The 26806-nt window shown below is 71.1% G+C and carries 22 protein-coding genes and 1 pseudogene; 13 read left to right on the forward strand and 10 right to left on the reverse strand.

Annotation, left to right across the window (positions count from 1 at the left end; translation table 11 throughout):
- The first annotated feature begins 4 nt into the window (after positions 1–4).
- The 7 genes from ACFWZH_RS19100 (at position 5) to ACFWZH_RS19130 (ending at position 8444) form a co-directional block, all read left to right on the forward strand.
- A complete protein-coding gene (locus ACFWZH_RS19100; RefSeq protein ID WP_384431998.1) occupies positions 5–694 on the forward strand; it encodes a response regulator in 690 nt (229 codons plus the stop codon).
- Between the two features lie 93 nt (positions 695–787).
- Positions 788–2152 (forward strand): extracellular solute-binding protein, encoded by a 1365-nt coding sequence (locus ACFWZH_RS19105; RefSeq protein ID WP_384432001.1) that lies wholly within the window; start codon positions 788–790, stop codon positions 2150–2152.
- Positions 2149–3066 (forward strand): carbohydrate ABC transporter permease, encoded by a 918-nt coding sequence (locus tag ACFWZH_RS19110; protein WP_384432004.1) that lies wholly within the window; start codon positions 2149–2151, stop codon positions 3064–3066. The genes ACFWZH_RS19105 and ACFWZH_RS19110 overlap by 4 nt, the downstream gene beginning before the upstream one ends.
- Positions 3067–3070: 4 nt before the next feature.
- Entirely contained in the window at positions 3071–3901 is an 831-nt protein-coding gene (locus ACFWZH_RS19115; RefSeq protein WP_384432008.1) for a carbohydrate ABC transporter permease, read from the forward strand.
- Between the two features lie 165 nt (positions 3902–4066).
- Positions 4067–4768, forward strand: coding sequence for an XRE family transcriptional regulator (locus tag ACFWZH_RS19120; RefSeq protein WP_384432011.1), 702 nt, complete (start codon positions 4067–4069; stop codon positions 4766–4768).
- Positions 4769–4965: 197 nt separating this feature from the next.
- Positions 4966–5757 carry an ABC transporter ATP-binding protein gene (locus ACFWZH_RS19125; RefSeq protein WP_384432014.1) on the forward strand — a complete coding sequence of 264 codons (792 nt, stop codon included), beginning with the start codon at positions 4966–4968 and terminating at the stop codon, positions 5755–5757.
- 101 nt (positions 5758–5858) lie between these two features.
- Positions 5859–8444, forward strand: coding sequence for an ABC transporter permease (locus ACFWZH_RS19130; protein WP_384432017.1), 2586 nt, complete (start codon positions 5859–5861; stop codon positions 8442–8444).
- Between the two features lie 136 nt (positions 8445–8580).
- On the opposite strand, the gene ACFWZH_RS19135 is transcribed toward ACFWZH_RS19130, so the two are convergent.
- A complete protein-coding gene (locus ACFWZH_RS19135; RefSeq protein ID WP_384432020.1) occupies positions 8581–9606 on the reverse strand; it encodes an ATP-dependent 6-phosphofructokinase in 1026 nt (341 codons plus the stop codon).
- Between the two features lie 233 nt (positions 9607–9839).
- Here ACFWZH_RS19135 and pta point away from each other — a divergent pair, with 233 nt between their 5' ends.
- From pta to pyk, 3 genes are read left to right on the forward strand one after another with little or no spacing between them, the layout of a single operon-like run.
- Positions 9840–11936, forward strand: coding sequence for a phosphate acetyltransferase (gene pta, locus ACFWZH_RS19140; RefSeq protein ID WP_384432023.1), 2097 nt, complete (start codon positions 9840–9842; stop codon positions 11934–11936).
- A 37-nt stretch (positions 11937–11973) separates the two neighbouring features.
- Positions 11974–13185: an acetate kinase gene (locus tag ACFWZH_RS19145; protein ID WP_384432026.1), complete on the forward strand. Its 1212-nt coding sequence runs from the start codon at positions 11974–11976 to the stop codon at positions 13183–13185.
- A 60-nt stretch (positions 13186–13245) separates the two neighbouring features.
- Entirely contained in the window at positions 13246–14673 is a 1428-nt protein-coding gene (pyk, locus tag ACFWZH_RS19150; RefSeq protein ID WP_384432029.1) for a pyruvate kinase, read from the forward strand.
- A 93-nt stretch (positions 14674–14766) separates the two neighbouring features.
- Here the strand turns inward: pyk and ACFWZH_RS19155 are convergent, their stop codons facing one another.
- From ACFWZH_RS19155 to ACFWZH_RS19170, 4 genes are all read right to left on the reverse strand, one after another.
- Complete coding sequence (locus tag ACFWZH_RS19155; protein ID WP_384432032.1) at positions 14767–16086, reverse strand: hypothetical protein; 1320 nt, start codon at positions 16084–16086, stop codon at positions 14767–14769.
- The gene (locus tag ACFWZH_RS19160) at positions 16076–16633 is read right to left on the reverse strand and encodes a DUF6114 domain-containing protein (RefSeq protein WP_384432035.1); all 558 of its coding nucleotides are present in this window, start codon (positions 16631–16633) and stop codon (positions 16076–16078) included. Before ACFWZH_RS19160 ends, ACFWZH_RS19155 begins: the two co-directional genes overlap by 11 nt.
- 214 nt (positions 16634–16847) lie before the next feature.
- Positions 16848–17465, reverse strand: a complete 618-nt coding sequence (locus tag ACFWZH_RS19165) for a DUF6230 family protein (RefSeq protein WP_384432038.1) — start codon at positions 17463–17465, stop codon at positions 16848–16850.
- 613 nt (positions 17466–18078) lie between these two features.
- The gene (locus tag ACFWZH_RS19170; RefSeq protein ID WP_384432041.1) at positions 18079–19047 is read right to left on the reverse strand and encodes a tetratricopeptide repeat protein; all 969 of its coding nucleotides are present in this window, start codon (positions 19045–19047) and stop codon (positions 18079–18081) included.
- A gap of 262 nt (positions 19048–19309) precedes the next feature.
- Here ACFWZH_RS19170 and ACFWZH_RS19175 point away from each other — a divergent pair, with 262 nt between their 5' ends.
- Entirely contained in the window at positions 19310–20005 is a 696-nt protein-coding gene (locus ACFWZH_RS19175) for a TetR/AcrR family transcriptional regulator (RefSeq protein WP_384432045.1), read from the forward strand.
- On the opposite strand, the pseudogene ACFWZH_RS19180 reads toward ACFWZH_RS19175, so the two are convergent.
- Both ACFWZH_RS19180 and ACFWZH_RS19185 read right to left on the reverse strand, forming a co-directional pair.
- Positions 19996–21007 (reverse strand): annotated as a pseudogene (locus ACFWZH_RS19180) (GDP-mannose 4,6-dehydratase). The gene ACFWZH_RS19175 and the pseudogene ACFWZH_RS19180 overlap by 10 nt on opposite strands.
- Positions 21004–22170, reverse strand: a complete 1167-nt coding sequence (locus ACFWZH_RS19185; protein WP_384432048.1) for a glycosyltransferase — start codon at positions 22168–22170, stop codon at positions 21004–21006. Before ACFWZH_RS19185 ends, ACFWZH_RS19180 begins: the two are co-directional and overlap by 4 nt.
- 57 nt (positions 22171–22227) lie before the next feature.
- Here ACFWZH_RS19185 and ACFWZH_RS19190 point away from each other — a divergent pair, with 57 nt between their 5' ends.
- Positions 22228–22962: a response regulator transcription factor gene (locus ACFWZH_RS19190; protein WP_384432051.1), complete on the forward strand. Its 735-nt coding sequence runs from the start codon at positions 22228–22230 to the stop codon at positions 22960–22962.
- Entirely contained in the window at positions 22959–24404 is a 1446-nt protein-coding gene (locus tag ACFWZH_RS19195) for a sensor histidine kinase (RefSeq protein WP_384432054.1), read from the forward strand. Before ACFWZH_RS19190 ends, ACFWZH_RS19195 begins: the two co-directional genes overlap by 4 nt.
- Before the next feature lie 74 nt (positions 24405–24478).
- Here the strand turns inward: ACFWZH_RS19195 and ACFWZH_RS19200 are convergent, their stop codons facing one another.
- The 3 genes from ACFWZH_RS19200 to ACFWZH_RS19210 form a co-directional block, all read right to left on the reverse strand.
- A complete protein-coding gene (locus ACFWZH_RS19200; RefSeq protein WP_384432057.1) occupies positions 24479–24838 on the reverse strand; it encodes a hypothetical protein in 360 nt (119 codons plus the stop codon).
- A gap of 41 nt (positions 24839–24879) precedes the next feature.
- Complete coding sequence (locus ACFWZH_RS19205) at positions 24880–26127, reverse strand: hypothetical protein (RefSeq protein WP_384432060.1); 1248 nt, start codon at positions 26125–26127, stop codon at positions 24880–24882.
- A 111-nt stretch (positions 26128–26238) separates the two neighbouring features.
- Positions 26239–26577 carry a hypothetical protein gene (locus ACFWZH_RS19210; RefSeq protein ID WP_384432063.1) on the reverse strand — a complete coding sequence of 113 codons (339 nt, stop codon included), beginning with the start codon at positions 26575–26577 and terminating at the stop codon, positions 26239–26241.
- Between the last annotated feature and the right edge of the window lie 229 nt (positions 26578–26806).

A 26806-nucleotide genomic window follows, 5' to 3' on the forward strand; every position in this document is an offset into this window, starting at 1 on the left:
GAGGATGTGCCCGGTGAGCCCCTGTGACATCCGGGTCCTGGTCGTCGAGGACGACCCGGTGGCCGCCGCCGCGCACGCCCTGTACGTGGGGCGGGTGCCCGGCTTCACCGTCTCGGGCACCGTGCACTCCATGGGCGACGCCCGTCGCCACCTCGACCAGCACGCCGTCGACCTGCTGCTGCTGGACCTGTACCTGCCCGACGGCCACGGTCTGCAGCTGGTGCGTACGCTGCGGGCGGCCGGGCACACCGCCGACATCATCGCGGTCACCTCGGCCCGCGATCTGGCCATGGTGCGCGAGGGCGTCTCGCTGGGCGTGGTGCAGTACGTGCTCAAGCCGTTCACCTTCTCCACCCTGCGCGACCGGCTCACCCGCTACGCGGAGTTCCGCGCCACGACCGGCGAGGCCAGCGGTCAGGACGAGGTGGACCGGGCGATCGCCGCGCTGCGCGCACCGCGCCCGGCCGCACTGCCCAAGGGCCTGACCGCGGCCACCCTGCGGGCGGTGACCGATGTGCTGCGGGCCTCCGGCGGCGGGCTGACGGCGACCGAGACGGCCGCCGACGTGGGCATCTCCCGGATCACCGCGCGCCGCTACCTCGAACACCTCGTGGAGAGCGGCCGGGCCGCCCGCGCCCCGCAGTACGGCCAGGTCGGCCGCCCCGAATTGCGCTACCGCTGGTCGGGGCATTGACCCACTGTGATCGGTGACTTACTTTCAGCTGGCAGTACACCGTGGCCAGTTGACCGTCGCCGTTGACCGTGGTTCGTCGCTGGAGGTCGTGCCGTGCGCCCCACCGCCCCGCAGATTCTGCTCGCCGCCGCCGTCGTGGCCGCCGGTACGCTCACCGCCTGCGGCGGCGGGTCCGGGAGCGACGGCGACACCGTCAAGGTCGCCTTCATCAAGGACACCAACGCCAAGGTCACCGTCCGGGACGACTACATCCGCCTGGTGGCCCGGCAGTTCGAGCAGGCCAACCCCGGCAAGAAGGTCCGGCTCATCCCCATCCAGGCGTCGGAGAACGACTACTACACCAAGATCCAGCAGATGATGCGCTCCCCGAGGACCGCGCCGGACCTGGTCTACGAGGACACCTTCCTGGTCAACTCCGACATCAAGGCGGGGCTGCTGCGGCCGCTGGACCCCTACCTCGACGACTGGGACGACTGGCGGCAGTTCCAGCCGGCCGCGAAGGCCGCGGCCAGGGGCCAGGACGGCAAGACCTACGGCGTCCCGGACGGTACGGACACCCGCGGGCTGTGGTTCAACAAGAAGATCTTCAAGAAGGCCGGACTGCCCGCCGACTGGCGGCCGAGGAACTGGGCCGAGGTGCTGGACGCCGCCCGGACCGTCAAACGCGAGGTCCCCGGGGTCGTCCCGCTGAACGTCTTCACCGGCAAGGGCGCGGGCGAGGCCGCCGTGATGCAGGGCTTCGAGATGCTGCTGTACGGCACCGGCGAGCACCAGCTCTACGACCCGGCGAGCAAGAAGTGGGTCACCGGCACCAAGGGCTTCAAGGACAGCCTGACCTTCATCGACACGGTCTACAAGGAGGGGCTCGGGCCGGAGGTCTCCGACGCCCTCAGCCCCAACATCCAGACGAACGTGGCCGCCGAGCTGCTGCCCGAGGAGAAGCTCGCGATCGACCTCGACGGCTCCTGGCTGGGCCAGCAGTGGCAGAAGACGGGCGGCGGCAATCCCTGGCCCGAGTGGTCGACCACGCTCGGCCAGGCGCCGTTCCCCACCCAGCACGGCGCCCCGCCCGGCAAGGTCAGCCTGGCCGGCGGCTGGACGTGGTCGGTGCCGCGGAAGGCCCAGCGGCCCGAGCTGGCCTGGAAGTTGATCAAAACCTTCCAGACGAGGGCCAACGCGCTGGAGTGGTGCGTACGCGGCGCGCAGATCGCGGTCCGCAAGGACGTCGCGGCCGATCCGCGGTATCTGAGGTCCGTGCCCGGCATCGGCTTCTTCACCGGCCTGGTCGAGATCAGCCGCTACCGGCCGGCGCTGCCCGCCTACCCGAAGGTCGCCGCGGCGATCGGTGAGGCGATGGAGGCGGTCACCGCCGACGACTCCTCGCCGGAGAAGGCCGCCAAGGACTACGACCAGGCGCTCGGGTCCCTCGTGGACGGCCGGACGGTCGCCAAGCCATGACGGCCGGCGCCGCCGCGCGGGGCCCGGCCGCCGCCCGTACGCCTCGTGCCGTCCCGGTGCGCGGCCGGCTGCTGCGGTGGTCCCCGATCGTCCCCGCCACCGTCCTGCTGCTGCTCTTCCTCGCCGGCCCGATCGGCTACTGCGCCTGGATCGCCTTCACCGACACCCAGCTGACCGGCCAGGAGTCGGCATCCTTCGTCGGGCTGGCCAACTTCCGCCGCGCCGTGGGCGATCCGGCGTTCCGCAACGCGGTCGCGCTCACCCTGGTCTTCACCGTGCTCTCCTCGATCCTCGGGCAGAACACCCTGGGGCTGGCGCTGGCCGGCCTGCTGCGCCGCGCCTCGCGGCCCGTACGGTCGCTGACCGGCGCGATGGTGATCACCGCCTGGGTGCTCCCGGAGATCGTCGTGGGCTTCTTGCTCTACACCTTCTTCGAGCGGCGCGGCACCCTCAACGCCCTGCTGGAGTGGCTCCATCTGCCCGCCCAGAACTGGCTGTTCACGCTGCCCGTCCTGGCCGTGTCGTTCGCCAACGTCTGGCGCGGTACGGCGTTCTCGATGCTGATCTACTCCGCGGCGCTCTCCGGGATCCCCCGGGAGGTCACCGAGTCCGCCGAGGTCGACGGCGCGGGCGGGCTGCGGCGGCTGTGGCACATCACGCTGCCGATGATCCGCCGCTCCATCGGCACCAATCTGATGCTCAACACCCTGCAGACGCTCTCCGTCTTCGGCCTCATCTGGGCGATGACGCGGGGCGGTCCCGGAGGCCGCAGCCAGACGCTCCCGGTGTTCATGTACGACCAGGCGTTCATGAAGTCGCTGATCGGCTACGGCACCGCGGTGGCGCTGCTGTTGCTGCTGGTGGGCGGGTTGTTCTCGGTGGTCTATCTTCGCCTGCTGCGCGAGGAGGTCTAAAGCCGTGCCGCTGCCCCGCCGGGTCCGCCACCGGATCGCCGCCGACGCCGCGGCGCTCACCGCGGCGGCGGCCTTCGCCGTGCCGCTGGTCTGGCTGGTGCTGTCGTCGCTGGACGCGGAGGCGACGCTGCGGGTGCGGGTTCCCCAGTCCCCGACGACGGCGAACTTCTCGGCGGTGCTGACCGACGAGATCACCTTCACCCCGATGCTCAACAGCCTGCTGATCTGCGGCGGCGCCACGCTGCTCACGGTGGTCTGCGCGGCGCTGGCGGCCTATCCGCTGTCCCGCTACCGCTCGCGCTTCGCCCGCCCGTACCTGCTGACGATCCTGTTCGCGACCTGTCTGCCGATCACCGCGGTGATGGTCCCGGTCTACGGGCTGTTCGTGCAGGTCGACCTGATCGACACCCGCTACGGCACCGCGCTGTTCCTGGCCGCCGCCCAACTGCCGTTCGCCATCTGGCTGATGAAGAACTTCATGGACGGGGTCCCGAAGGTCCTGGAGGAGGCGGCGTGGACGGACGGCGCCTCCTGGCCGCAGACGCTGCTGCGGGTGATCCTGCCGCTGATGGGGCCCGGTCTCGGCGTCGTCGCGATCTACACCTTCATCATGATGTGGGGCAATTTCTTCGTGCCCTTCATGCTGCTGCTCTCGCCCGAGCAACTGCCCGCTTCGGTGAGCATCTTCAATTTCTTCGGTAATTACGGCGCCATCGCCTTCGGTGAACTCGCGGCATTTTCGATCCTTTACTCGACACCGGTCGTGCTGCTGTACATCCTTATTTCGCGTCGGTTGGGAGGCGGCTTCGCGCTCGGCGGGGCGGTGAAGGGCTAGTGAAGGCCGGTGAAACTTCCGTGGCCTCGACGGCGCTGGTGAGCGGCCGGATGCCGGCAAAGGGAACTCCGCCGACCGGGTAAAACCGTCCAGTTAGTAGCTTCCTACGACATTCAACCTTGGCTATCCGCACCATAGGTTTCCAGCCACCCCGTCACTTACCGTGTGCCGGTGAACACGCACGCCGCAGAGCCGCGCCGGCCCCCCTTCAACGCCGAGGCCGCCCGCCGCTTCCGCGAGAACCTCGGCATGACCCCCGCCCATGTCGCCTACGGAATTTGGGCCGCCTTCGGAATACAGATATCGCCGGCGACGGTGGCGTCCTGGGAATTGGGGGAGGCCGCCCCCACCGAGCCCGAGCTGACCGCGCTGGCCGGCGCCCTGTGGTGCGCGCCCGGCGACCTGCTGGGCGCGCCGAACACCCTGCGCGAATACCGCCTCGCGCACGGCCTGTCCCCGGACGGTCTGGCGCTGGCCATCGGCATGGACCAGGCCGCGTACGAGCGGCTGGAGGCCGGCGGGTCCTGGCGCGGCAACGACCGGCAGGCCGCGGCGCTCGCCCGGACGCTGACGCTGCCGCTGCCCGCGCTGCTCCGCTTCACCGGCCGCGCCGAGAAGCTGACCGAGCTGCTGACCAGCGCCGTCACCACCCGCTGGCAGGCCTACGTCCGGCCGGTCGGCAAGCTCACCTCCCTCCCCAAAGAGGACGTCCAGGACGTCCTGCAGGAGCTGCACGCCGACTATCAGGCGTCGATGACGGCTACGCTCAACTGGGGCGGTGGGGGCGGTACCGAGGAGTCCGGGCAGACGGGGCGCGCCTTTGTGGACGACATCCTGGCCGAGTTCTGGAAGCGGGTCGGCCAGTAGCGGCCCCGGGGTCCGGGGCAACCCCGAGGGATCCCGTCGGCCCCAGGTCGGAGTGGCGTCCCCCCAGAGGATGACGCCGAGGACGGTGATGGCACTTCCGGCCGGTGCGGCTTTCGGTCCTCCTGGCTGAGGTAGGCGCTGACCTGCGCAGAAAGAATGGGACGGTCGAATCTTCCGCCCCCTTCCCAGGAGTACCCGTGTCCCACGCGGCAGCCGTTCCCGGCTTCCCCACGTCCACCCGCGCCGCCGCCGGCGTCGCCGCCCGCGCGACCGAGCTGAGCAAGGTCTACGGCCAGGGGGAGACCCGTGTCGTGGCGCTGGACTCCGTCTCGGTCGAGTTCGGCAAGGCCCGGTTCACCGCCATCATGGGCCCGTCCGGCTCCGGCAAGTCGACGCTGATGCACTGCATGGCGGGCCTGGACACGATCTCCGCAGGCTCGGCCCGGATCGGCGACGTGGAGCTGGCGTCCCTCAACGACAAGCAGCTGACGCGGCTGCGCCGGGACAAGATCGGCTTCATATTCCAGGCGTTCAACCTGCTGCCGACGCTCTCCGCGCTGGAGAACATCACGCTGCCGATGGACATCGCGGGCCGCAAGCCCGACCGGGAGTGGCTCAGCGCCGTCATCGAGACCGTCGGCCTGTCCGGACGCCTCGCCCACCGGCCGGCGCAGCTCTCCGGCGGCCAGCAGCAGCGGGTCGCGGTCGCCCGCGCACTGGCCGCCCAGCCGGAGATCATCTTCGCGGACGAGCCGACCGGCAACCTCGACTCCCGCTCCGGCGCCGAGGTGCTGGGCTTCCTGCGGGAGTCGGTGCGGGCGATGGAGCAGACGGTGGTGATGGTCACCCATGACCCGGTCGCGGCCGGCTATGCGGACCGGGTGGTCTTCCTCGCGGACGGCCGGATCGTCGAGGAGCTCCACGAGCCGACCGCGGACGCCGTCCTCGACCGGATGCGGCTGTTCGACGCCAAGGGCCGGACGAGCTAGCCGGGGGCCGAACGAGCCCACGCGGGCGCCGCGCGCCCCCCGCCGTGCCCCGGGCGCGGCCCTTCATCCCGAGAACCGGACCCAGGACTGACACCACCACCATGCTCCGTACTGCCCTGCGCAACGTCCTTGCGCACAAAGCCCGATTGATGATGACCGCGCTGGCGGTGCTGCTGGGCGTCGCCTTCGTCGCCGGCACCCTCATCTTCAGCGACAGCGTCGGCGAGGCCGTCAAGAACGCCTCCGCCAAGAACCTCAAGGACGTGGCCGTCTCCGTCCAGGCCACCGACAGCGCCCCCGACGCGCCCGACGCCGTCGACGCGGAGAAGGACGGCAAGCGGGCCACCGCCCTCGACGACAAGATCGCGGACCGCATCCGCGCACTGCCCGGCGTCGCCTCCGTCCGCGCGAACGTCACCGGCGAGGCCACCCTCGCCGGCCCCGACGACCAGCCCGTCGGCAACGGCTGGCAGAACCGCGCCGTCAACTACCAGCCGGGCAAGGACGGCAAGGACAGCCGCTATCCGCTCCTCCAGGGCCGCGGCCCGGCCGACGGCGGCGAGATCGCGCTGGCCGAGAGCACCGCGAAGGCGGCCGGCGTCCGGCTCGGCGACACCGTGCGGTTCGCCACCGACGGCCCGGTGCTGAAGAAGAAGCTGGTCGGCATCGTGGCCAGCGACGATCCGCAGGTGACCGCGGGCGGCAGCCTGGCGCTGTTCGACACCGCCACCGCGCAGCGGCTGTATCTGCACCCCGGCCAGTTCGACGAGCTGGTCGTGGCCGCCGCGCCCGGCACCGACGAGCGGGCGCTGACCGCGAAGGTCCGCGAGGTGCTGCCCAAGGACCGGGCCGAGGCGACCAGCGGCGCCGAGCTGGCCGCCGAGCAGTCCCGGATGATCGCCGAGCAGAACAGCGCGCTGAGCAAGACGCTGCTGACGTTCGCCGGTATCGCCCTGTTCGTCGGGGTGTTCATCATCGCCAACACCTTCACCATGCTGATCTCCCAGCGCAGCCGCGAGATCGCGCTGCTGCGCGCGGTCGGTGCCTCGCGTCGGCAGGTCGTGCGCTCGGTGCTCGCCGAGGCGGCGCTGCTCGGCCTGATCTCCTCGGTCGTCGGCTTCGCGCTCGGCCTCGGGATCGCGGTGGGGCTGCGGGCGGTGCTGGACGCCAACGGCGCGGGCTTCCCGGACGGGCCGGTCGTCATCAGCCCGTCCACGGTGGGCGCCGCGCTGGCGGTGGGCGTCGTGGTGACCGTACTGGCCGCCTGGCTGCCGTCCCGCAAGGCGGCGAAGATCGCGCCGGTGGAGGCGCTGAGCAGCGTCGAGGCACCGCCCGCGATGCGCAGCCTGGTCCTGCGCAACACCATCGGCGCGGTGATCACCGGGCTGGGCGTCGCGGTGATGTTCTACGTCTCCACCCTGAAGTCCGGTGACGATCTGCCGATCGCCATGCTGGGCTCGATGCTGACGCTGGTCGGCGTGATCATCCTGGCGCCGCTGCTGTCCCGTCCGCTGGTCTCGCTGGCCGGCCTGGTCACCATCCGGCTGTTCGGGGTCGGCGGCAAGCTGGCCAAGGAGAACGCGCTGCGCAATCCGCGCCGTACGGCGGCGACCGGGTCCGCGCTGATGATCGGGCTCACCCTGATCACCGGGATGACGGTCGTGGGGCACTCCGCCCAGCTGGGCATGGACAAGATGGCCGCCAACGGGCTGGCCGCCGACTACAAGGTGACGACCTCGACCTATGTCGGCCTGGACCCCGCCCTGTCGAAGAAGGTCGCGAAGGTTCCGGGCGTGGCGGCGATGGCCCCGCTGCGCGGCACGGGCTTCAGCACCGGCGACGGCGCCCCCGGCGAAGGCGGCTTCGGCTACCTGCGCGGCACCGACCTCACCCAGATCGACAAGGTCGCCCGGCTGACCTTCACCCACGGTTCGCTGGACGCCGTCCGGGCCGCCGGCGCCATCGCCGTCTCCGAGAAGGGCGCCAAGGACCACGGCTGGCACGTCGGTGACACGGTGAGCGTCAGCTTCGACGAGAAGAAGAAGACCAGGCTGAAGGTCGCCGCCGTCTACAAGGAGAACGAGGCGCTGGGCGAGGCCTTCGGCGACGTCTCGCTGGTCGACCCGCACCTGCTCCGGTTCAAGAACGAAGAACTGCTGGTCAAGGCCGCAGGCGACCCCTCCCCCGCACTGGTCAAGGACATCCGGCACGCGCTCGGCGACAGCCCGCTGCTGAAGGTCCAGAGCCGCGAGGACCTGCGCAAGGAGAACGCCGGCCAGATCGACACCGTCGTGAACATGGTCTACGGGCTGCTGGGCATGGCCGTCATCATCGCGGTGGTCGGCGTGGTCAACACCCTGGCGATGTCGGTGTTCGAGCGGACCCGGGAGATCGGGATGCTGCGGGCGATCGGCCTGGCGCGCAGCGGCATCAAGCAGATGGTCCGGCTGGAGTCGGTGGTCATCTCGCTGTTCGGCGCGGTGCTCGGCATGGGCGTGGGGATCTTCCTGGCCTGGGCCGGCGGCAGCCTGGTCGGCTCGTCGTTCCCGACGTACGAGATGGTGCTGCCCTGGGGCAGGCTGGGACTGTTCCTGCTGATCGCGCTGGTCGTGGGAGTGCTGGCAGCGCTGTGGCCGGCCCGCCGGGCGGCCCGGCTGAACATGCTGGAGGCGATCGGGGCGCAGTGAGGCCCCACGCGCGACGGCGGCGCGCCTTCCCTCGGTCGAGGGGCGGCGCGCCGCCTTCGGTGCGTCTGCGGGAGCGGGCCGGGGCGCGGCCCGGTGGATCCGGCCGGGTCCTAGGGCCTGTCCGATGGGTCAGGCCCTAGAAGACCGACTCCGCCTCGTCCATCCGCCACCCGGGCACGGTCTTGAGTTCGGTGACCGCCTCGGCCAGCGGCACCATCGTGATGTCGGTGCCGCGCAGCGCGGTCATCTTGCCGTAGTCGCCGCGGTGGGCGGCCTCGACGGCGTGCCAGCCGAAGCGGGTGGCGAGCACCCGGTCGTAGGCGGTGGGGGTGCCGCCGCGCTGGACGTGGCCGAGGATGACCGGGCGGGCCTCCTTGCCGAGGCGCTTCTCCAGTTCGTGGGCGAGCGCGGTGCCGATGCCGGAGAACCGCTCGTGGCCGTACTGGTCGATGGCGCCCTTCTTGTAGTCCATCGTCCCGGGGGCCGGGTGCGCGCCCTCGGCGACACAGATCACGGCGAACTTCTTGCCCCGCGCGAAGCGCTCCTCGACCATCGTGACCAGGTCGTTGACGTCGAACCCGCGCTCGGGCAGGCAGATGCCGTGGGCGCCGCCGGCCATACCGGACTCCAGCGCGATCCAGCCCGCGTGCCGGCCCATCACCTCGACGACCATCACGCGCTGGTGCGATTCGGCGGTGGTCTTGAGGCGGTCGATCGCCTCGGTGGCGACGCCGACGGCGGTGTCGAAGCCGAAGGTGCGGTCGGTGGAGGAGATGTCGTTGTCGATGGTCTTGGGCACCCCGACGACCGGCAGCCCGGCGTCCGACAGCATCCGGGCGGCGGTGAGGGTGCCCTCGCCGCCGATCGGGATCAGCACGTCGATGCCGTAGTCCTTGGAGTGGTCCTTGGCGTCCTCGCAGGCCTCGCGCAGGCGGGCCCGCTCCAGCCGGGAGGAGCCGAGGATGGTGCCGCCGCGGGCGAGGATGCCGCTGACCGCTTCGAGGTCGAGCTTGCGGAAGCGGCCGTCGAGCAGGCCCTTGAAGCCGTCCTCGAAACCGATGACCTCGTCGCCGTGGCCGGTGAGGGCGCGGTGGACGACAGACCGGATCACAGCGTTCAGGCCGGGGCAGTCGCCGCCTGCGGTGAGGACTCCGATACGCATCGTGCTGTGTCTCCTGTGCTCGCTCGTCGGTTCCCTGACCCGGTCCGATTGTTTCATGGTCCGACGGGCCCCGGCCGCACCCGCGCACCTGCCCCCTACTGTCCCCGCACGGGCTCCACAAGGGAAACTGGGAGAGCGGCTTAGCCAGCCTCGCAGGTATTGTCAAGAGGGGCAGGCCCACAATAACGGCTGATTTTGACCTTGCGACCAACGGAATGGATCGGAGAGCACGCGTGACGCGCAGCGTGTACGTGACCGGTATCGACCGCGGCGACGGCCGCCAGGTCATCGAGCTGGGAGTCATGGAGCTCCTGACCCGCCACGTCGACCGGGTGGGGGTCTTCCGCCCGCTGATGCACGACGACGGACCCGACCGGCTCTTCGACCTGCTGCGGGCCCGCTACCGGCTCACCCAGTCGCCCGAGAGCGTCTACGGCCTCAGCTACGAGGAGGCCGCCACGCTCCAGGCCGAGCGCGGCACCGACGAGCTGGTCTCCCGGCTCGTCGACCGCTTTCACGCCGTGGCCAGGGACTACGAGTACGTCCTGGTGCTCGGCTCGGACTACGCGGGCACCAGCCTGCCGGCCGAGCTGAACCTCAACGCCCGCCTCGCCAACGAGTTCGGCGCCTCGGTGCTGGCCGTCGTCGGCGGCCAGGGCCAGGAGGCCGAGTCGGTGCGCGCCGAGGCCCGCAACGCCTACCGCGCCTACCACTCGCTGGGCTGCGACGTGGTGGCCATGATCGTCAACCGGGTGGCCCCCGAGCTGCGCCAGGCGGTCGTCGAGCGGCTCTCCGCCCGCCTCCCGGTCCCCTGCTACGCACTGCCCGAGGACGGCTCGCTCTCCGCGCCGACCGTCGGCCAGATCGTGCACACCCTCGGCGCCGAGGTGCTGCTGGGCGACGACTCCGGGCTCGCCAGGGACGCGCGTGACTTCGTCTTCGGCGGCGCCATGCTGCCGACCTTCCTCAAGGCGCTCACCCCCGGCTGCCTCGTCGTCACCCCCGGGGACCGGGCCGACCTGGTCATCGGCTCGCTCGCCGCGCACAGCGCCGGTGCGCCGCCGATCGCCGGGGTGCTGCTCACCCTCGACGAGCGGCCCGGCCCGGACATCATGGCGCTGGCGAACCGGCTCGCCCCCGGGACCCCGGTCGTCTCCGTACCCGGCGGATCCTTCCCGACCGCCGCCGAGCTGTTCGCGATCGAGGGCAAGCTCAACGCCGCCTCGCCGCGCAAGGCGGAGACCGCACTGGGACTGTTCGAACGGCATGTGGACACCGCGGAGCTGACGAACCGGATCTCCGTCGCCCGCTCCGGCCGGGTCACGCCGATGATGTTCGAGCACGAGCTGATCGAGCGCTCCCGCTCCGGCCGCCGCCGCGTCGTCCTGCCGGAGGGCTCCGAGGAGCGGGTGCTGCGCGCCGCCGACGTCCTGCTGCGCCGCGACGTGTGCGATCTGACGCTGCTGGGCGAGGAGGAGGCGATCCGCAAGCGCGCCGCCGACCTGGCCATCGACCTGGCGGACGCGCAGATCATCGACCCGCAGACCTCCGAGCTGCGCGAGCGGTTCGCCGAGCTGTACGCCAAGCTGCGCGCCCACAAGGGCGTCAGCTACGAGCTGGCCTACGACGTGGTCGCCGATGTCTCCTACTTCGGCACCCTGATGGTGCAGGAGGGCCTCGCCGACGGCATGGTCTCCGGCGCGGTGCACTCCACCGCGGCCACCATCCGGCCCGCCTTCGAGATCATCAAGACGAAGCCGAACGCCCAGATCGTCTCCTCGGTGTTCTTCATGTGCCTGGCCGATCGCGTGCTGGTCTACGGCGACTGCGCGGTCAACCCGGACCCGAACGCCGAGCAGCTGGCGGACATCGCCATCCAGTCGGCCACCACCGCCGCCCAGTTCGGTGTCGAGCCCAGGATCGCGATGCTGTCGTACTCCACCGGCACCTCCGGCTCCGGCGCGGACGTCGACAAGGTCCGCAAGGCCACCGAGATCGTCCGCGAGCTCCGCCCCGACCTGCTGGTCGAGGGTCCGATCCAGTACGACGCGGCGGTGGACGCCTCGGTCGCCCAGACCAAGCTCCCCGGCTCCGACGTGGCCGGCAAGGCCACCGTGCTGATCTTCCCGGACCTCAACACCGGCAACAACACCTACAAGGCCGTGCAGCGCTCGGCCGGCGCGGTCGCCGTCGGCCCGGTCCTGCAGGGTCTGCGCAAGCCGGTCAACGACCTCTCGCGCGGCGCCCTGGTCCAGGACATCGTCAACACCGTGGCCATCACCGCCATCCAGGCGCAGGGCGCCCGGCCCGGCGCCGGACACACCGCCTGATCCCCCAGCCCTCCCCCACCCCACCGGAAAGCGCTACATGACTGCCAACGCCACCCGCGTCCTCGTCCTCAACTCCGGCTCCTCGTCGGTGAAGTACCAGCTGCTCGACATGCATGACGGCACCCGCCTGGCCGTCGGCCTGGTCGAACGGATCGGTGAGGAGTCCTCGCGCCTGGCCCACACCCCGCTGGCCACCGGCGGCGAGCGGCGCGAGACCGAGGGCGCGATAGCCGACCACACGGCCGCGCTGAAGGCCGTCGCCGCGGAGCTGGCCGCCGACGGCCTGGGGCTCGACTCCCCGGAGCTGGCCGCGATCGGGCACCGGGTGGTGCACGGCGGGCTGAAGTTCACCGCGCCGACCGTGATCGACGACGCGGTGCTGGCAGAGATCGAGCGGCTGGTGCCGGTCGCGCCGCTGCACAACCCGGCGAACATCACCGGCATCAGGACCGCCCGGGCGCTGCGCCCCGACCTGCCGCAGGTCGCGGTCTTCGACACCGCCTTCCACACCACGATGCCGGAGTACGCGGCTCGCTACGCCATCGACGTGGAGACCGCCGACGCGCACCGCATCCGCCGCTACGGCTTCCACGGCACCTCGCACGCGTACGTCTCCCGCAAGACCGCCGAGCTGCTGGGCAAGGACCCCGCCGAGGTCAACGTCATCGTGCTGCACCTGGGCAACGGCGCGTCCGCCTCGGCGGTGGCCGGCGGCCGCTGCGTGGACACCTCGATGGGGCTGACCCCGCTGGAGGGCCTGGTCATGGGCACCCGCTCCGGCGACATCGACCCGGCGGTGACCTTCCACCTCAAGCGGGTGGCGGGGATGTCCGAGGACGACGTCGATGCGCTGCTCAACAAGAAGAGCGGGCTGATCGGACTGTGCGGCGACAACGACATGCGGGAGATCCGGCGCCGGATCGACGAGGGCGACGAGCGCGCCCGGCTCGCCTTCGACATCTACATCCACCGGCTGAAGAAGTACATCGGCGCCTACAGCGCGGTGCTCGGACGGGTCGACGCGGTCGCCTTCACCGCCGGTGTCGGTGAGAACGCCGCCCCGGTACGGGAGGCCGCCATCGCCGGACTGGAGGAGATGGGCATGGCCGTGGACGCCTCGCTCAACGCCGTACGGTCCGGCGAGCCGCGGCTGATCTCGCCGGAGTACGCCCGGGTCGCGGTCGCCGTCGTACCCACCGACGAGGAACTGGAGATCGCCCAGCAGACATACGCCCTGGTCAACGCCTAGACATTGGCGTTTCCACCTACCGGAATATTCCGCTCAGAAACAAACCGATAGGATTCCGCCATGCGCCGTTCCAAAATCGTCTGCACCCTGGGCCCCGCCGTCGACTCCTACGACCAGCTGAAGACGCTGATCGAGGCCGGCATGAATGTGGCCCGATTCAACATGAGCCACGGGACCCAGCCGGAGCACGAGGAGCGGTACCACCGCCTCCGCAAGGCCTCCGAGGAGACCGGTCGCGCCGTCGGCGTCCTGGCCGACCTCCAGGGCCCCAAGATCCGCCTGGAGACCTTCGCCGACGGCCCCGTGGAGCTGGTGCGCGGCGACGAGTTCGTCATCACCACCGAGGACGTGCCCGGCGACAAGACCATCTGCGGTACGACCTACAAGGGCCTGCCCGGCGACGTCTCCAAGGGCGACCCGGTCCTGATCAACGACGGCAACGTCGCGCTCCAGGTCGTCGAGGTCGACGGCCCGCGGGTGCGCACCATCGTCATCGAGGGCGGGGTCATCTCCGACCACAAGGGCATCAACCTGCCCGGTGCCGCGGTGAACGTCCCCGCGCTGTCCGAGAAGGACATCGAGGACCTCAAGTTCGCCCTGAGGATGGGCTGCGACATGGTCGCGCTGTCCTTCGTCCGCGACGCCAAGGACGTCCAGGACGTGCACCGCGTCATGGACGAGGTGGGCCGGCGGGTCCCGGTCATCGCCAAGGTGGAGAAGCCGCAGGCGGTGGCCAACATGCAGGAGGTCGTGATGGCCTTCGACGCGGTCATGGTCGCCCGCGGTGACCTGGCGGTGGAGTACCCGCTGGAGAAGGTCCCGATGGTGCAGAAGCGCCTGGTGGAGATGTGCCGCCGGAACGCCAAGCCGGTGATCGTCGCGACCCAGATGATGGAGTCGATGATCACCAACTCCCGGCCGACCCGCGCCGAGGCCTCCGACGTCGCCAACGCCATCCTCGACGGCGCCGACGCGGTGATGCTCTCCGCGGAGTCCTCGGTCGGCCAGTACCCGATCGAGACCGTCAAGACGATGTCGAAGATCGTCGAGGCGGCCGAGGAGGAGCTGCTGTCCAAGGGCCTGCAGCCGCTGGTGCCCGGCAAGAAGCCGCGTACGCAGGGCGGCGCGGTGGCCCGTGCGGCCTGCGAGATGGCCGACTTCCTGGACGGCAAGGCGCTGGTGGCCTTCACCAAGTCCGGTGACACCGCCCGCCGGCTCTCCCGCTACCGCGCGGCCCAGCCGATCCTGGCCTTCACCACCGACGTCGCCACCCGCAACCAGCTCACGCTGAGCTGGGGCGTGGACGCCTTCCTCGTCCCGCACGTCGACAACACCGACGCGATGGTCGATCTGGTGGACGCCGAGCTGCTCAAGCTCAAGCGCTACAGCGAGGGCGACACCATGCTGATCACCGCCGGCTCGCCCCCCGGCGTGCCCGGCACCACCAACATGGTCCGGGTGCACCACCTGGGCGGCCGGCGCGCCTGACCCGCCCGGCAGCGAAGACGGCGGTGGGCCGCCCCCTGTTGAAGGGGGCGGCCCACCGCCGTTCTCGCGGCTCCCGGAAAGGCTTCGGCCGGGTCAGTCCTCGATGGTCACATGCATGCCCGGGACATGGAGATTGCCGCCGAACTGGCCCGCCTGGTCCAGCTTCACCTTGGTGAAGTAGGCGTAGGGGACATTGAGCGGCGGCGGGTGCTCGGGGTCGAACACGATCGGGATCAGACCGAAGAGGTTGCCCTGCAGCCGCTCGGTGTACAGCGTCACCTTGCCGCCGCGGATGGTGGAGGTGGACCCCGGCGTCGACCGGACGTGGTACTTCTTCCCGGACGACGGGTCGTCGACGATCTGGTGGAGATCGCCGATGTCGATGCTGTCGGCGGTGAACTTCAGGGCCTGCTTGGTACGGCCGCCCTGCGTCGTGACGTTGACGACGCCCACGTAGTCCAGACCGCGCAGGGTGAGCCCGCTGGACTCCAGGTGCCAGGGGGCGTCGGGCAGGGTGACGGGCGTCTGCTCGTCCTTGCCCTGCTGCTTGTTCTCGACGACGCAGGGGTAGGACTGCTTGCCGTCGGCGTCCTTGCCGTCCACACCGCCGCCGGGCAGCGCGTTGTCCGCCGCGCCCACCGCGCCGTGGACGGTGTCGTTGACCGTCTTCGAACCGTCCTTGACGGGTTCGGTGACCTTGTCGGCACCGTCCTTGACCCCGTCGAGGGTCTTGTCGACCGGCTCGGTGACCTTGTCGGCCACGGAGTCCTCGTCCGCGGTGTCCGCGGCCTTCGGTGCCTCGGACTCCGACGCGGACGGCGAGGGGCTCGGCGAAGCGCTGGACTCCTCGGAATCGTCGCCGCCCAGGAGACCGCCGAGCGCATCACCGATGCCGCCCAGCAGGCCCCCGTCCTTCTCCTCCTCGGAGGCCGACGGCGAGGGCGACGGCGTCGCGGAGCCCGACGGCTCGTCGGTCTCGGCGGAGTCGGACGGCGTGGGCTCGGGAGCCTTGTCCGCTTCCTTGCCGGCGGAGGGCGAGGGCGAGGCGGAGGGCTTGGCCGAGGGCGTGGCGGACGGCTGGGCGGTGGCCTTGTCGTCCTTCGCCTCGTCCTCGGACTTGGCGTCCTTGCCCTCCACCTTGTCCGGGGCGGTGACGCAGGGGCCGTCCTTGAAGGGGCTCTGGGGCGGCGTCGGCTTGGCGATCGCCATCTGGGGTGTCAGCCCCATCCCCATGAGCACCGCGGACGGCATGGCGGCGATGGCTATCGCCTTGCCCGCGGGCACGTGCAGCCGAGTCAGCAGCGGCTTCTTGGGCGCCGCGTGCCTCGGCCCGTTCCCCATGCCTGAACGGCGCGGGGAGTTCCTGGTCGCCCCGGCGGCTGCGTTCTCCTCATGCAGCTCGTCACCCGGCACGGTGCCTCCCGTCGTTGGTCGGGCTCGTTCCTGACAGGTCGTCCAGTCCGTTGCCCAACCCGGGTCCGGCCGGCGCGGGGTTGGTGGCGACCACCGGTCCGGCGACGGTGCGGGCCGGTTCGGCGTCGGCGTCGTCGCCGCTGCGTTCGGCCTTGCCCGGCGCCCAGGCGACACCCAGCGCACCGCCGATCAGCCCCATCAGGAAGCCGACCAAAAAGGCGCCGAAGTTCGAGACGACCAGGGAGACCAGGGAGAGCAGGATCCCCGCCACGCCCGCGAAGACCCGCGAGGCCGGCTGGAACCACATGGTCAGACCCAGCACCACCAGCAGTACGCCGATGATCAGCGAGCCGGCACCGGCGGTGGTCGCCATGCGGACGGTCAGGGATCCGATCGTGAGATTCGCGTAAGGGATGTACATGATCGGGATACCGGCCAGCAGTGTCAGCAATCCGCCCCAGAACGGGCGGTGTCCGCGCCACTCCCGGAACGAAGTCCGCTTCCGGCCGATGCCCTCGATCAGCCGTGGTCGCGTTTCGGCGCTCATGCCGATACCTCGCTTCGCTCGGCCTTGCATTCGCGCGGCGCGCACTTGTCGATAATTCGCTCGCGAGGCTCGCTCATGTCGTACAGCTCCTCGGGACTGGCAAATCGGTGGTTCTGAGCTGGAGTGTCGTACTTTGCGCTACCGGGCGCACGGGTGCGGGGAACGGCTGGTGGCGCCGCGGGCAAAAACGCCCCGCACCCGTACGCTCAGTGCGTCAGAAGCACTCGCTCTTGCCCTTGGCGACGCTCATCTTCAGGCCGCTGAGCTTGAACGTGCCGGCCGTCGTGGCCCACGCCGTCTGCTTGACGTGGGTCAGCGTGGCCGAGTCGGCCTGCTGGGCGAACGAGCCCGGGTCGGCCTTGTCGCCCTTGTGCATGCCCGGACCCTTGGTCGTCGAGCCCGCAGCAACACCGATGTCGATGTTGTTGAAGGTCGCGTCCGCGTCCAGCTGGTCGAGGTCGATGTAGAGGTTCTTCGCCTCGACGGGCGTGCCGTCGCCACCGGCCGACAGCTTCATCGACACATCGCCGAAGACCGGGACCGGCACCACTACCGACTGGCACAGGTTCCTGATCTTGGCGCTGGAGAATCCCGAAACCGCCACCGGGATCTGCTTGCCGCCCTTTTGGGCGTCGATCGCTCCGTACTGAACGAAGCCGGTGCCGTCCAGCCGGTCGGTAGCGACCTTGAACTGCTGGCCGGACACGCTGAACGACGCCGCGAGCGCACCCTGCGAGAGGGCGACGCCGATCGCGGCGGTCGCCGCCACGCTCGGCACCATGACAACGGCGAACCGCTTCCATCTGGTCCCGCCACGAGCCAGGGACTCCATGACTTTCCTCCTTCTCGGACGTACATCTCCGGTACCGGCCGCCGTGGGAGGGCCGGCGGTACCTGGGATGGGAGAAGTGCTACGTCCTCGGGAAGGAGAGCGCCTGTTCTCGGAGGCACATCGTGTTCCGAATACCGGCGATCACCCCCGAGCGACAACCACTGGCCACGCTCTCGCGCAACCTCTCTGGACAGGCCCTGCCGGATGGGGCAGAGACCCCCCTGTCCATGGCCGGCAGCACTGCCGCCGACCACTCGGTGGGGACCCAAGTGCCCCGCCGCGCCGACCGGATGTCGGGCTGCGGGAATGGACCGAGCGTCGCCGATCGTGGTCCATTCACGCTCTGGACACAAGAGGCTCGTTACTTGCGGGTAACGGCCTGATAACCAAGGTTCGACGGACCGGGATCGGCCAGGTACACAGGGTCGTCGCTGACCGCGCACAGACACGCGGCAATTGCGGACAAAATGCCGCAAGGGGGTGGGTGAGTCTTACTCCAAGTAACAGCGGCCACGTTTACCAAGTTTTGGTAAAACGTGGCCGCTGCTTCGTTTGTTTGGTCAACCCGTGGCGCCCGTACTGGTCAGAAGCGGACGCCCAGTACAACAGCGGGTCAGAACAGCACCCGGGCAAGCGCGGTACGCGCCGCAGTCACCCGCGGATCCTCCGCCCCGATCACCTCGAAGAGCTCCAGAAGCCGCACCCGGGCGGCATCGCGGTCCTCGCCGGCCGTCCGCTTCACGGCATCGATCAGCCGCCCGAAGGCGTCCTCGACATGACCGCCCACCAGGTCCAGGTCCGCGGCCCGGATCTGCGCCGGCACATCGGCCGGGTTGTCCGCGGCCTCCTTGCGCACCGCCTGCGGATCGAGGTCCTGCACCCGGCGCAGGAGTTCGGCCTGCGCGAGGCCGAGCTTGGCCTCCGGGTTGGCCGGGTCGTCGGCGAGGACGTTCTTGTACGCCTGGATGGCGCCGCCCAGATCGCCGGAGTCCAGCGCCTGGCTCGCGGCCTCCAGCAGTGCGTCGTACGGACCGGCCGGCACCGGCGCCTCGGCCGCCTGCTCGTCCGCGTCCGGTGCGGAGACCGGCGCCCCGACGATGCCGAACTGCTGCTCGGCGGCCTGCACCAACTGGTCGAGGACCTGCCGGATCTGCGCCTCCGGGGCCGCGCCCTGGAACAGCGGGATCGGCTGGCCGGCGACCACCGCGAAGACCGCCGGGATGCCCTGCACCCCGAACTGCTGGAACAGCATCTGATTGCTGTCGACGTCGATCTTGGCCAGCACGAACTTGCCGGCGTACTCCCCCGCGAGACGCTCCAGCAGCGGACCCAGCTGCTTGCACGGCTCGCACCACTCGGCCCAGAAGTCGATGACGACCGGGACCTCGGTGGAGCGCTGCAGGACCTCCTGCTGGAACCCTGCCTCGTCGACGTCGAACACCAGGCGGGCACCGCTCACCGGCGGCTGACCCGTGCGGGCGGCCTCGGCGCGGGCCTGCTCCGCCTTCTGCTTCGCTTCGCCCGCCGCCTTCACCGCTGCGAGGTCGACGACTCCACTCATGGACATATTGCGTGGCTGCATGGGTCCATCCTCCCCCCTGGGCGGTCCGTTCCGAAAAGCGATCCGGAAAAGCGATGTGGCCGGCGACGCGGTATGTGTGGTGTTCGGTACTGCGATCGGCCTGAGCGGGGCCGGGTGCGGCCATGGGTCCCCACCCACGGCCAGTGGTCATCACTCTTACGCTACGACCCGTAGCGTAACTCGCCGTCGCCCCCGCGCGACACCGGGCCTCGCGCCATGCGGGGTGATCTCCCTCACGGCCGCCGCTCGACTACCGGCCGGTATGGTCGCCCGCATGCACGACTCCGCCAGCCCCCGGAAGGGCCGCACGGGCCGCCCGCGCAGCGCCGAGACCGATCACGCGATCCTCCGCGCCACCCGTGCCGCGCTCGTCGACCTGGGCTGGGGACGGCTGACCATGAGCGATGTGGCGGCCCGCGCCGGCGTCGCCAAGACCACCCTCTACCGGCGCTGGGCCAACAAGAACGAGCTGGTCGTGGACGCGGTGGCGGTCCTCTTCGACGAGCTCGAACTCCCCGACCGGGGCTGCCTGCGGGCCGACATCGAGGGCGTGGTGCTCCAGTTCGGCGCGCTGCTCGCGCGGCCCGAGACCAAGACGGCACTGATGGCCGTGGTCGCCGAGTCCACCACCGACGGGGCGCTGCGCGAACGGATCCGCTCGGCGATCGTCGACCGCCAGAAGCGGCTGGTGCTGCTGGGGCGCGCACGGGCCCAGGACCGCGGCGAGCTGCCGCCGGACACCCCCGGGGAGGACGGCGCCCGGGCGGCCGCCCGCAACATGGACCTGATCTTCGATGTGATCGCCGGTGCGGTGGTGCACCGCACCCTGGTCAGCGGCGAACCCGTGGACGCGGAGTGGGGGCGCGACTTCGCCGCGCTCTTCCTCGGCGGGCTGGCGGGGCTGGGGGCGCCCGAAGGCCCGGGCACCTCGGCACCCGGGCCCGGGGGTCACACCTGATAGCGGTCCGCGGCGAACAGGTGCAGATGCTCCGCGACCCACTCCGAGGTCCGCTTCAAGCCGTCCGCCAGGGAGACCTCGGGCTGCCACGAAGCCCACTGCCGCGCCCGGGAGTTGTCCGAAAGCAGTCGCTCGACCTCACTGCCCGAGGGCCGCAACCGGGCCGGGTCGACCACGATCTCCGCCTCCCGGCCCGAGGCCGCGATCAGCGCCTCGGCGAGCGCCCCGATCGATATCTCCCGCCCGGTACCGAGGTTGACGACCTCTCCCAGCGCCCGGTCGCAGTCCGCCATCGCCAGGAACCCGGCCGCGGTGTCCGTGACGTAGGTGAAGTCCCGGGTCGGGGTCAGCGACCCGAGCTTGATCTGCCGGGCACCGGCGTGGAGTTGGGCCAGGATCGTGGGGATCACGGCGCGGGCGGACTGCCGGGGCCCGTAGGTGTTGAAGGGCCGCACCACCGTCACCGGCAGCTCGAAGGCGTGCCAGTGCGACAGCGCCATCATGTCCGCGCCGATCTTCGAGGCGGAGTAGGGCGACTGCGGCTGCAGCGGGTGGTCCTCGCCGATCGGCGCGGTCAGCGCGGTGCCGTAGACCTCGCTGGTGGAGGTGTGCACCAGCCGCCGCACGGCGTGCCGCCGGCAGGCCTCCGCGACGTTCTCCGTACCCACCACGTTCGTCTGCACATAGGCGCCCGGTGAGTCGTAGCTGTACGGGATGCCGATCAGCGCGGCCAGATGGAAGACGGTGTCGCAGCCCGCGACCGCGTCCATCACCCGGCCCGCGTCCCGGACGTCCCCCGCGATCATCTCGACCGGGCTGCCCGGCCCCAGGTAGCGCGCCAGGCTGCCCTTCTCCGCGTACGGCCGGCTTGTAGTGCACCAGGGCGCGTACGTCGGCGCCCGCCTCGACGAGCAGGTCGACCAGGGTCGAGCCGATGAAGCCCTCGGCCCCGGTGACCAGGACCGTGCGGCCCGCCCACTGCTGTGTACTGCTGCTGCTCATGCTGACTCCTTCAGGTTGGTGCTCGGGTGGGGTGTGTGGGCGTGCCCGGCCAGGGCCAACGCCTTGGCGGCGAGCAGATCGGCGGCCCGCGCATGGGTGCCGGGGTCGGCGGCCGCGCCCATCTCGGCGAGCCGGCCGGGGTCGTCGAGGAGCGGGGTGACCAGCGCGTCCAGCCGCTCGTCCGAGGCCTCGGCGTCGGGCAGCAGCAGCGCCGCCCCGGCGTCGGAGAGCACCCGCGCGTTATGGGTCTGGTGGTCGCCCGGCGCGTGGGGGTAGGGCACGAGGACGGCCGGCATGCCGATCGTGGCCAGCTCGGCGACGGTCGCCGAACCGGCCCGGCACACCACGAGGTCGGCGGCGGCGTACGCCAGGTCCATCCGGTCCAGATACGGCACGGCCTCGGCGACCGCGTCCCCGCCGTTGGCCGCCAGCAGGGCCCGGGTCTCCTCCAGGGCCGCGGGCCCGGTCTTGATCAGCAGCCGCAGGTCGGTGCGCCCCCGGTAGCGGCCGGCCAGTCCCACCGCCGCCTCGGTCAGCCGGGCCGCGCCCAGGCTCCCGCCGTTGACCAGCAGCAGCCGCGCCGGGCCGGGGATGCCCAGGGCCCGCCGGGCGGCCGGCCGCAACGCCGTACGGTCCAGTGTGGCCAGCGGTCCGACCAGCGGCATCCCCACCGTCTCGGCCCCCTCGCCGCCGGCCAGATGGGGGCGGCTGCGGTCGAAGGCGAGGGCGAGGTGCGGGGTGAGCCGGGCGGCGAACCTGTTGGCCCGGCCGGGCACCGCGTTGGACTCGTGGATCAGGCTCGGCAGCCCCGCCAGCCGCGCCCCGACGATCACCGGAGCGCTCGGGTAGCCGCCCATACCGACCGCGACCTGGGCCTTCTGCTCCTTGAGGATCGCCCGGCACTGGGCGCCCGACTTAAGGAGCGCGGCCGGCAGAAGATAGCGTCGGGCACCGAGCGAGGGGTCGAAGGGAATCATGTCGACGGTGTGCAGCCGGTACCCGGCCTGCGGGATCAGCCGCGTCTCCAGCCCGCGTTCGGTGCCGACGAAGGAGATCACCGCATCGGGGACGGCCCGGCGGAGTGCGTCGGCGAGGGCGAGACCGGGATAGATGTGGCCGCCGGTGCCGCCCGCACCGATCACGACCGAGAGTGGTGTGCGCATGGCCGCCACGCTCGCGAGGCGCCCTAAGAACGTTCTAAGAGAGGTGTTTGGCAGCCTATGTCCAACCCCTTGCCCCCGCCGCCCACGCCCGGCGCCACTCCGGCCCCCAAGATCCTGGTCGTCGACGACGAACCGGAGGTGCGCGCCGCCGTGGCGGACGGCCTCGCCGTGGAGGGCTATGCGGTACGCGGCGCGGCCGACGGCCTGGCCGCCCTCTCGGAGGTCGCGGCCTGGCAGCCGGACGCACTCGTGCTGGATGTGATGATGCCCGTCCTGGACGGCCTGGCCGTCTGCCGTCGGCTGCGCGCGCTGGACGACCGTACGCCCATCCTCGTGCTGACCGCCCTGGACTCGGTCAGCGACCGGGTCGACGGGCTCGACGCGGGCGCCGACGACTACCTCGTCAAGCCGTTCGCGCTGGACGAGTTGGTGGCCCGGGTCCGGGCGCTGCTGCGCCGCGCCTCGCTCGGCGCGGTCGAGGACACCCGGCTCTCCTTCGACGACCTGGTCGTCGACCCGGTGACCCGCAGCGGCCACCGGGCGGGCCGCCCCCTGGAGTTCAGCCGCACCGAATGGGCGCTGCTGGAACTCCTGCTCCTGCACCCGGGCCAGGTGCTGCCGCGCGAGACGATCCTGGAGCGGGTCTGGGGCCGCGACTTCGGGCCGGACTCCAACTCCCTGGCCGTGTACATCGGTTATCTGCGCCGCAAGCTGGAGGCGGGCGGCGAGCCGCGCCTGGTCCACACGGTGCACGGCGTCGGCTACCGCCTGGGCCACGCGGAGGACCGGTGACCGGCACCCGCGGCCTGGGGGCCCGGTGGCGGCGGCGCCGGTGCGGGTCCCGCCACCCCCGATCACAGTGGCGAAGCCGCCGGCCACTGCGCACCCGCCTCGCGCTGGCCACCACCGCCGCGGTGGCGCTGGTGGCCGTCGGCGTCTGCGCCGCCGCGTTCGTCGTCATCCAGTACCAGATGACCCGTCAGCTCAAACTGAATCTGGCCCAGACGGCGACCCAGTTCCGTCAGCAGACCCGCAGCTGGGGGCCGATGGTGGGCGAGACGACCTGCCGCTACCCGGCCTCGCCCTGCATCCAGATCGTCCCCGCCGACCGGGCCAAGGACCCGCGAGAGCCCTACGCCCTCCCCGTCACCGACGCCACCCGCGCGGTCGCGTCCGGCCGCCAGGAGGCGTACTACGGCAAGTTCACCGTCGCCGGCCACCCCGTCCTCATCTACACCACCCGTCACCCCGGCAAGGACCTGGCACTCCAGGTCGCGCTGCGCTCCGACACCGTCGACCGCGGCGTACGGCAGGCCGCCGCGGCACTACTGGCGGTCGGCGGCGCCGGCGTGCTGTTGGCCGCCGCGCTGGGCTACTGGGTCTCCCGTACGGGCCTGGCCCCGGTCGCCCGCCTCACCGCCACCGCGGAGCGCATCGCCAGCACCCGCGACGCCCGCCACCGCATCGACATCCCGGACGGCCCGCCCGACCGCGCGGACGAGATCACCCGCCTCGCGGCCAGCTTCAACACCATGCTCGGCGAGCTGGAGCAGTCCGTCGCCGCTCAGCGCCGGCTGGTCGCCGACGCCTCCCACGAGCTGCGCACACCGCTGACCGCGCTGCGCACCAACGCCGAACTCCTCGCCCGCGCCGACCGCTTGACGAGCGCCCAGCGCGACCGCGCCTCGTCCGCCCTGGGCCGTCAGCTGCGCGAGGTCACCACGCTCGTCAACGATCTGATCGAGCTGGCCCGCGACGAGGAGCCGCAGCCCCTGGTCGAGCAGGTGCGCCCGGCCGCCCTCCTGGAGCACGCGGTGGCCGCCGCCCGCGAGCACTGGCCGGAGGTCGCCTTCACCGCCGCCGTCGAACCGGCCGCCACCGAGGTGGCCGTCCCCGGCGTGCCGGCCCGCCTCACCCGGCTGCTGTCCAACCTCCTCGACAACGCCGCGAAGTTCTCCCCGCCGGGCGGCCCGGTGGACACCACGCTCGGCGCCGTACCGGGCGCGCTGGAGCTGACCATCAGGGACCACGGCCCCGGCATCGCCGCCGAGGACCTCCCCCATGTCTTCGACCGCTTCTACCGTGCCGAGTCCGCCCGCGCCCTGCCCGGCTCGGGCTTGGGGCTGGCCATGGCCCGTCAGATCGCCCGCGCCCACGACGCCGAGCTCACCGCGGCGCAGGCGCCGGGGGGCGGGGCGCTGTTCCGGCTGCGGATGCCGACCGGGAAGCCGTAGCCGGGCGCGCTTCCCGGCGTGGCGGACGCCGGGCCGTTCAGCGGGCCGGGCCGTTCACAGCGACGCCGAAGCGTTCAACGAGGCCGGTACGCGGCACCGACGCCGTCGGCCGCCGCCTCCTCGGCCCGCTCCTCGACCTGTCCCCGCAGCGTCTGCCGGTCCTGCGGGGACATCGACCGCCAGCTCTCCCGCATCCCGGCGATGCCGTCGGTGAGGACCCGGTACCCGGCCGGATCGTCGAGGACGTCCTTCATCTCCAGCCGCCCGCCCAGCATCTTGCGCGCGAGGTCCTGAAGAGCGGGCGGCGCGGAGGGGTTGTTCCGTACGGCCCGCAGGGACGTCGTCAGATGCTCGTTCTGCTCCTCGGAGAGGTCCCGCTCCTCGACGGGGTAGTCGCGGTCGCCGGGCGAGGTGAAGGCGCTGTCGGTGCTCATGGGGTTCTGGGGGTTCCTCTCCGTGGGTGCCGGCCGGTGTGTCAGCCGAAGGCGTTGCGGACGCGCGCGGCCTCGCCCTGGTTGCTCTCGCCGTCCTGGTCGGCGGCTTCGGTGTCGGGGATGCCGTCCGCGAGCCGGGACCTCGTCCCGCCCGCCGGGGCGGCCGACGATCCGTCGGAGCCGCCGCCGGAGGAGGACGAACCGCCGGAGGAGGACGAACCGCCCGAGGAGGACGAACCGCCGGAGGAGGACGAACCGCCCGAGGAGGACGAACCGCCGGAGGAGGACGAACCGCCCGACCCGCCGTCGGACGACGAGCCCGAGGACCCTCCGGAGCCGGAACCGCCCTCGGACGACGAGCCCGACGACCCCCCGGAGCCCGAATCACCGTCGGCCGACGAGCCGCCGCCCGTACCGTCGCCCTCGGCCGGCGCCTCCCCCTTCTTCTTGTAGGCGATGTCGTAGACGCTCTTGGCGCCGTCGGCGGTCTCCTGCTGCCCCGCGAGGAAGTCCTTGCCGCCCTTGGCGAAGTCCCCCTGCGCCATCTCGCCGACGCCCTCGGCCATGTGGTACGCGCCGGTGCCGACCTTGCCGACGTCCTTGGCCTTCTCCACCACGGGGTTGACCGCCGCCTTCGCCGCGTCCTTGACGTCGAACCCGTCCTGCGCCCCGAAGTAGTTCTTGATCCCCTGCGAGGCGAGGTTTCCCCCGAGCTTCTTGGCCGCGTCCTTGGCGAGGTCCAGGCCCAGGTCCTTGAGCATGTCCTTCCAGTTCTTCCGCAGCTCCTTCGCCAGGGCCTCCTTGACGGCCTGGACGATCTTCGTCTTCGCCTCGTCGAAGATCTTGCGGACGATGGTCCGGGTGGTCGCGGTGGCCGCGGCCGCCCCGGCCTCGGAGGCGCCCAGCGTGACCGGCGCGGCGGCCTGGGCCATCGCCAGCTCGATGGCCAGCGCGATGAGCTGCACGATCACCGCGATCTTCATGATCATGACGATCATGGCCACCACCTGGAGCAGGACGGCGATGGTCTCGGCGGCATCGGCGGCGTCGTCGAGGAACCCGGCATCGCCCGCGAACTTGTTCCAGTGGTTGTCGAACCCCTCGACGGCCTCACCGGAGTTGGCGCCGCGCACGGTGTTCGCCGCGGTGGCACCGTCCGATGCCGCCTGCCGGCAGGCCTCGGCGAAGTGACTCCAGGCCTCGGCCGCCTCCCGCATCTTGTCTTCGTCGACATTGGGCCATTGGAAGCCCAGGAGGTCGAGGATCCAGTCGACCTCTGTCGGAAGCATGATGGTGGCCACGGTGAGTCACTCCCCCGGAAGCGCGTGAGCGTTGGAACGTCGGTGCGGTGAAAACGTCGGTGCGGTGGGCAAGGGCGGGCGGGTCGAGCGAATGCCGCCTCAGCCCGTGATGTCGGGACGGCCGGCCGCGTACGTGTCGAGGCGCTGCTGCTGGTCGTGCTCGGTGGCGGCATAGCGCGCGCCCATCGCCGCCAGCTTTTCGCCGATCTTGGAGATTTCCTCACCGAGATGCGGCATCGAATCGACGATGCCCTCGCTCACCGGCTTGTAGAAGTCATTGAAGATCGTGACGAACTCGTCGCTGCCCCACTCCTCGGCATCCTTGAGAGTCGCCTTCAATTTCTTCGCGGCCGTACTGAATTCGGAGCCGATATCACCGAAAACACCGCCCTGCGTCTTGAGGACGGCCGGATCGACGTCGTACCCGGAGCCTGCCATGAGTCCTCCTCCACCTGCGGCGTAAGGATCGGATAAATCGCATGGCGTACGGTATCCGATGCCCGCCGCGGCGGAAGTGACCGAGCCGTGAAGATCCTTTTCACATTTGACAGATCACCTCCGTCCGACGCGCCACCGGAAATGGACGTCACCCCCCGTCAGTGACCAGGAAAGGGAACAATCCGCCATGCCCACGCCCCGCCGCATGTCCGGAAAAACCTCATTCAGG

Source organism: Streptomyces sp. NPDC059008, from assembly GCF_042749045.1.
Classification (GTDB): domain Bacteria; phylum Actinomycetota; class Actinomycetes; order Streptomycetales; family Streptomycetaceae; genus Streptomyces.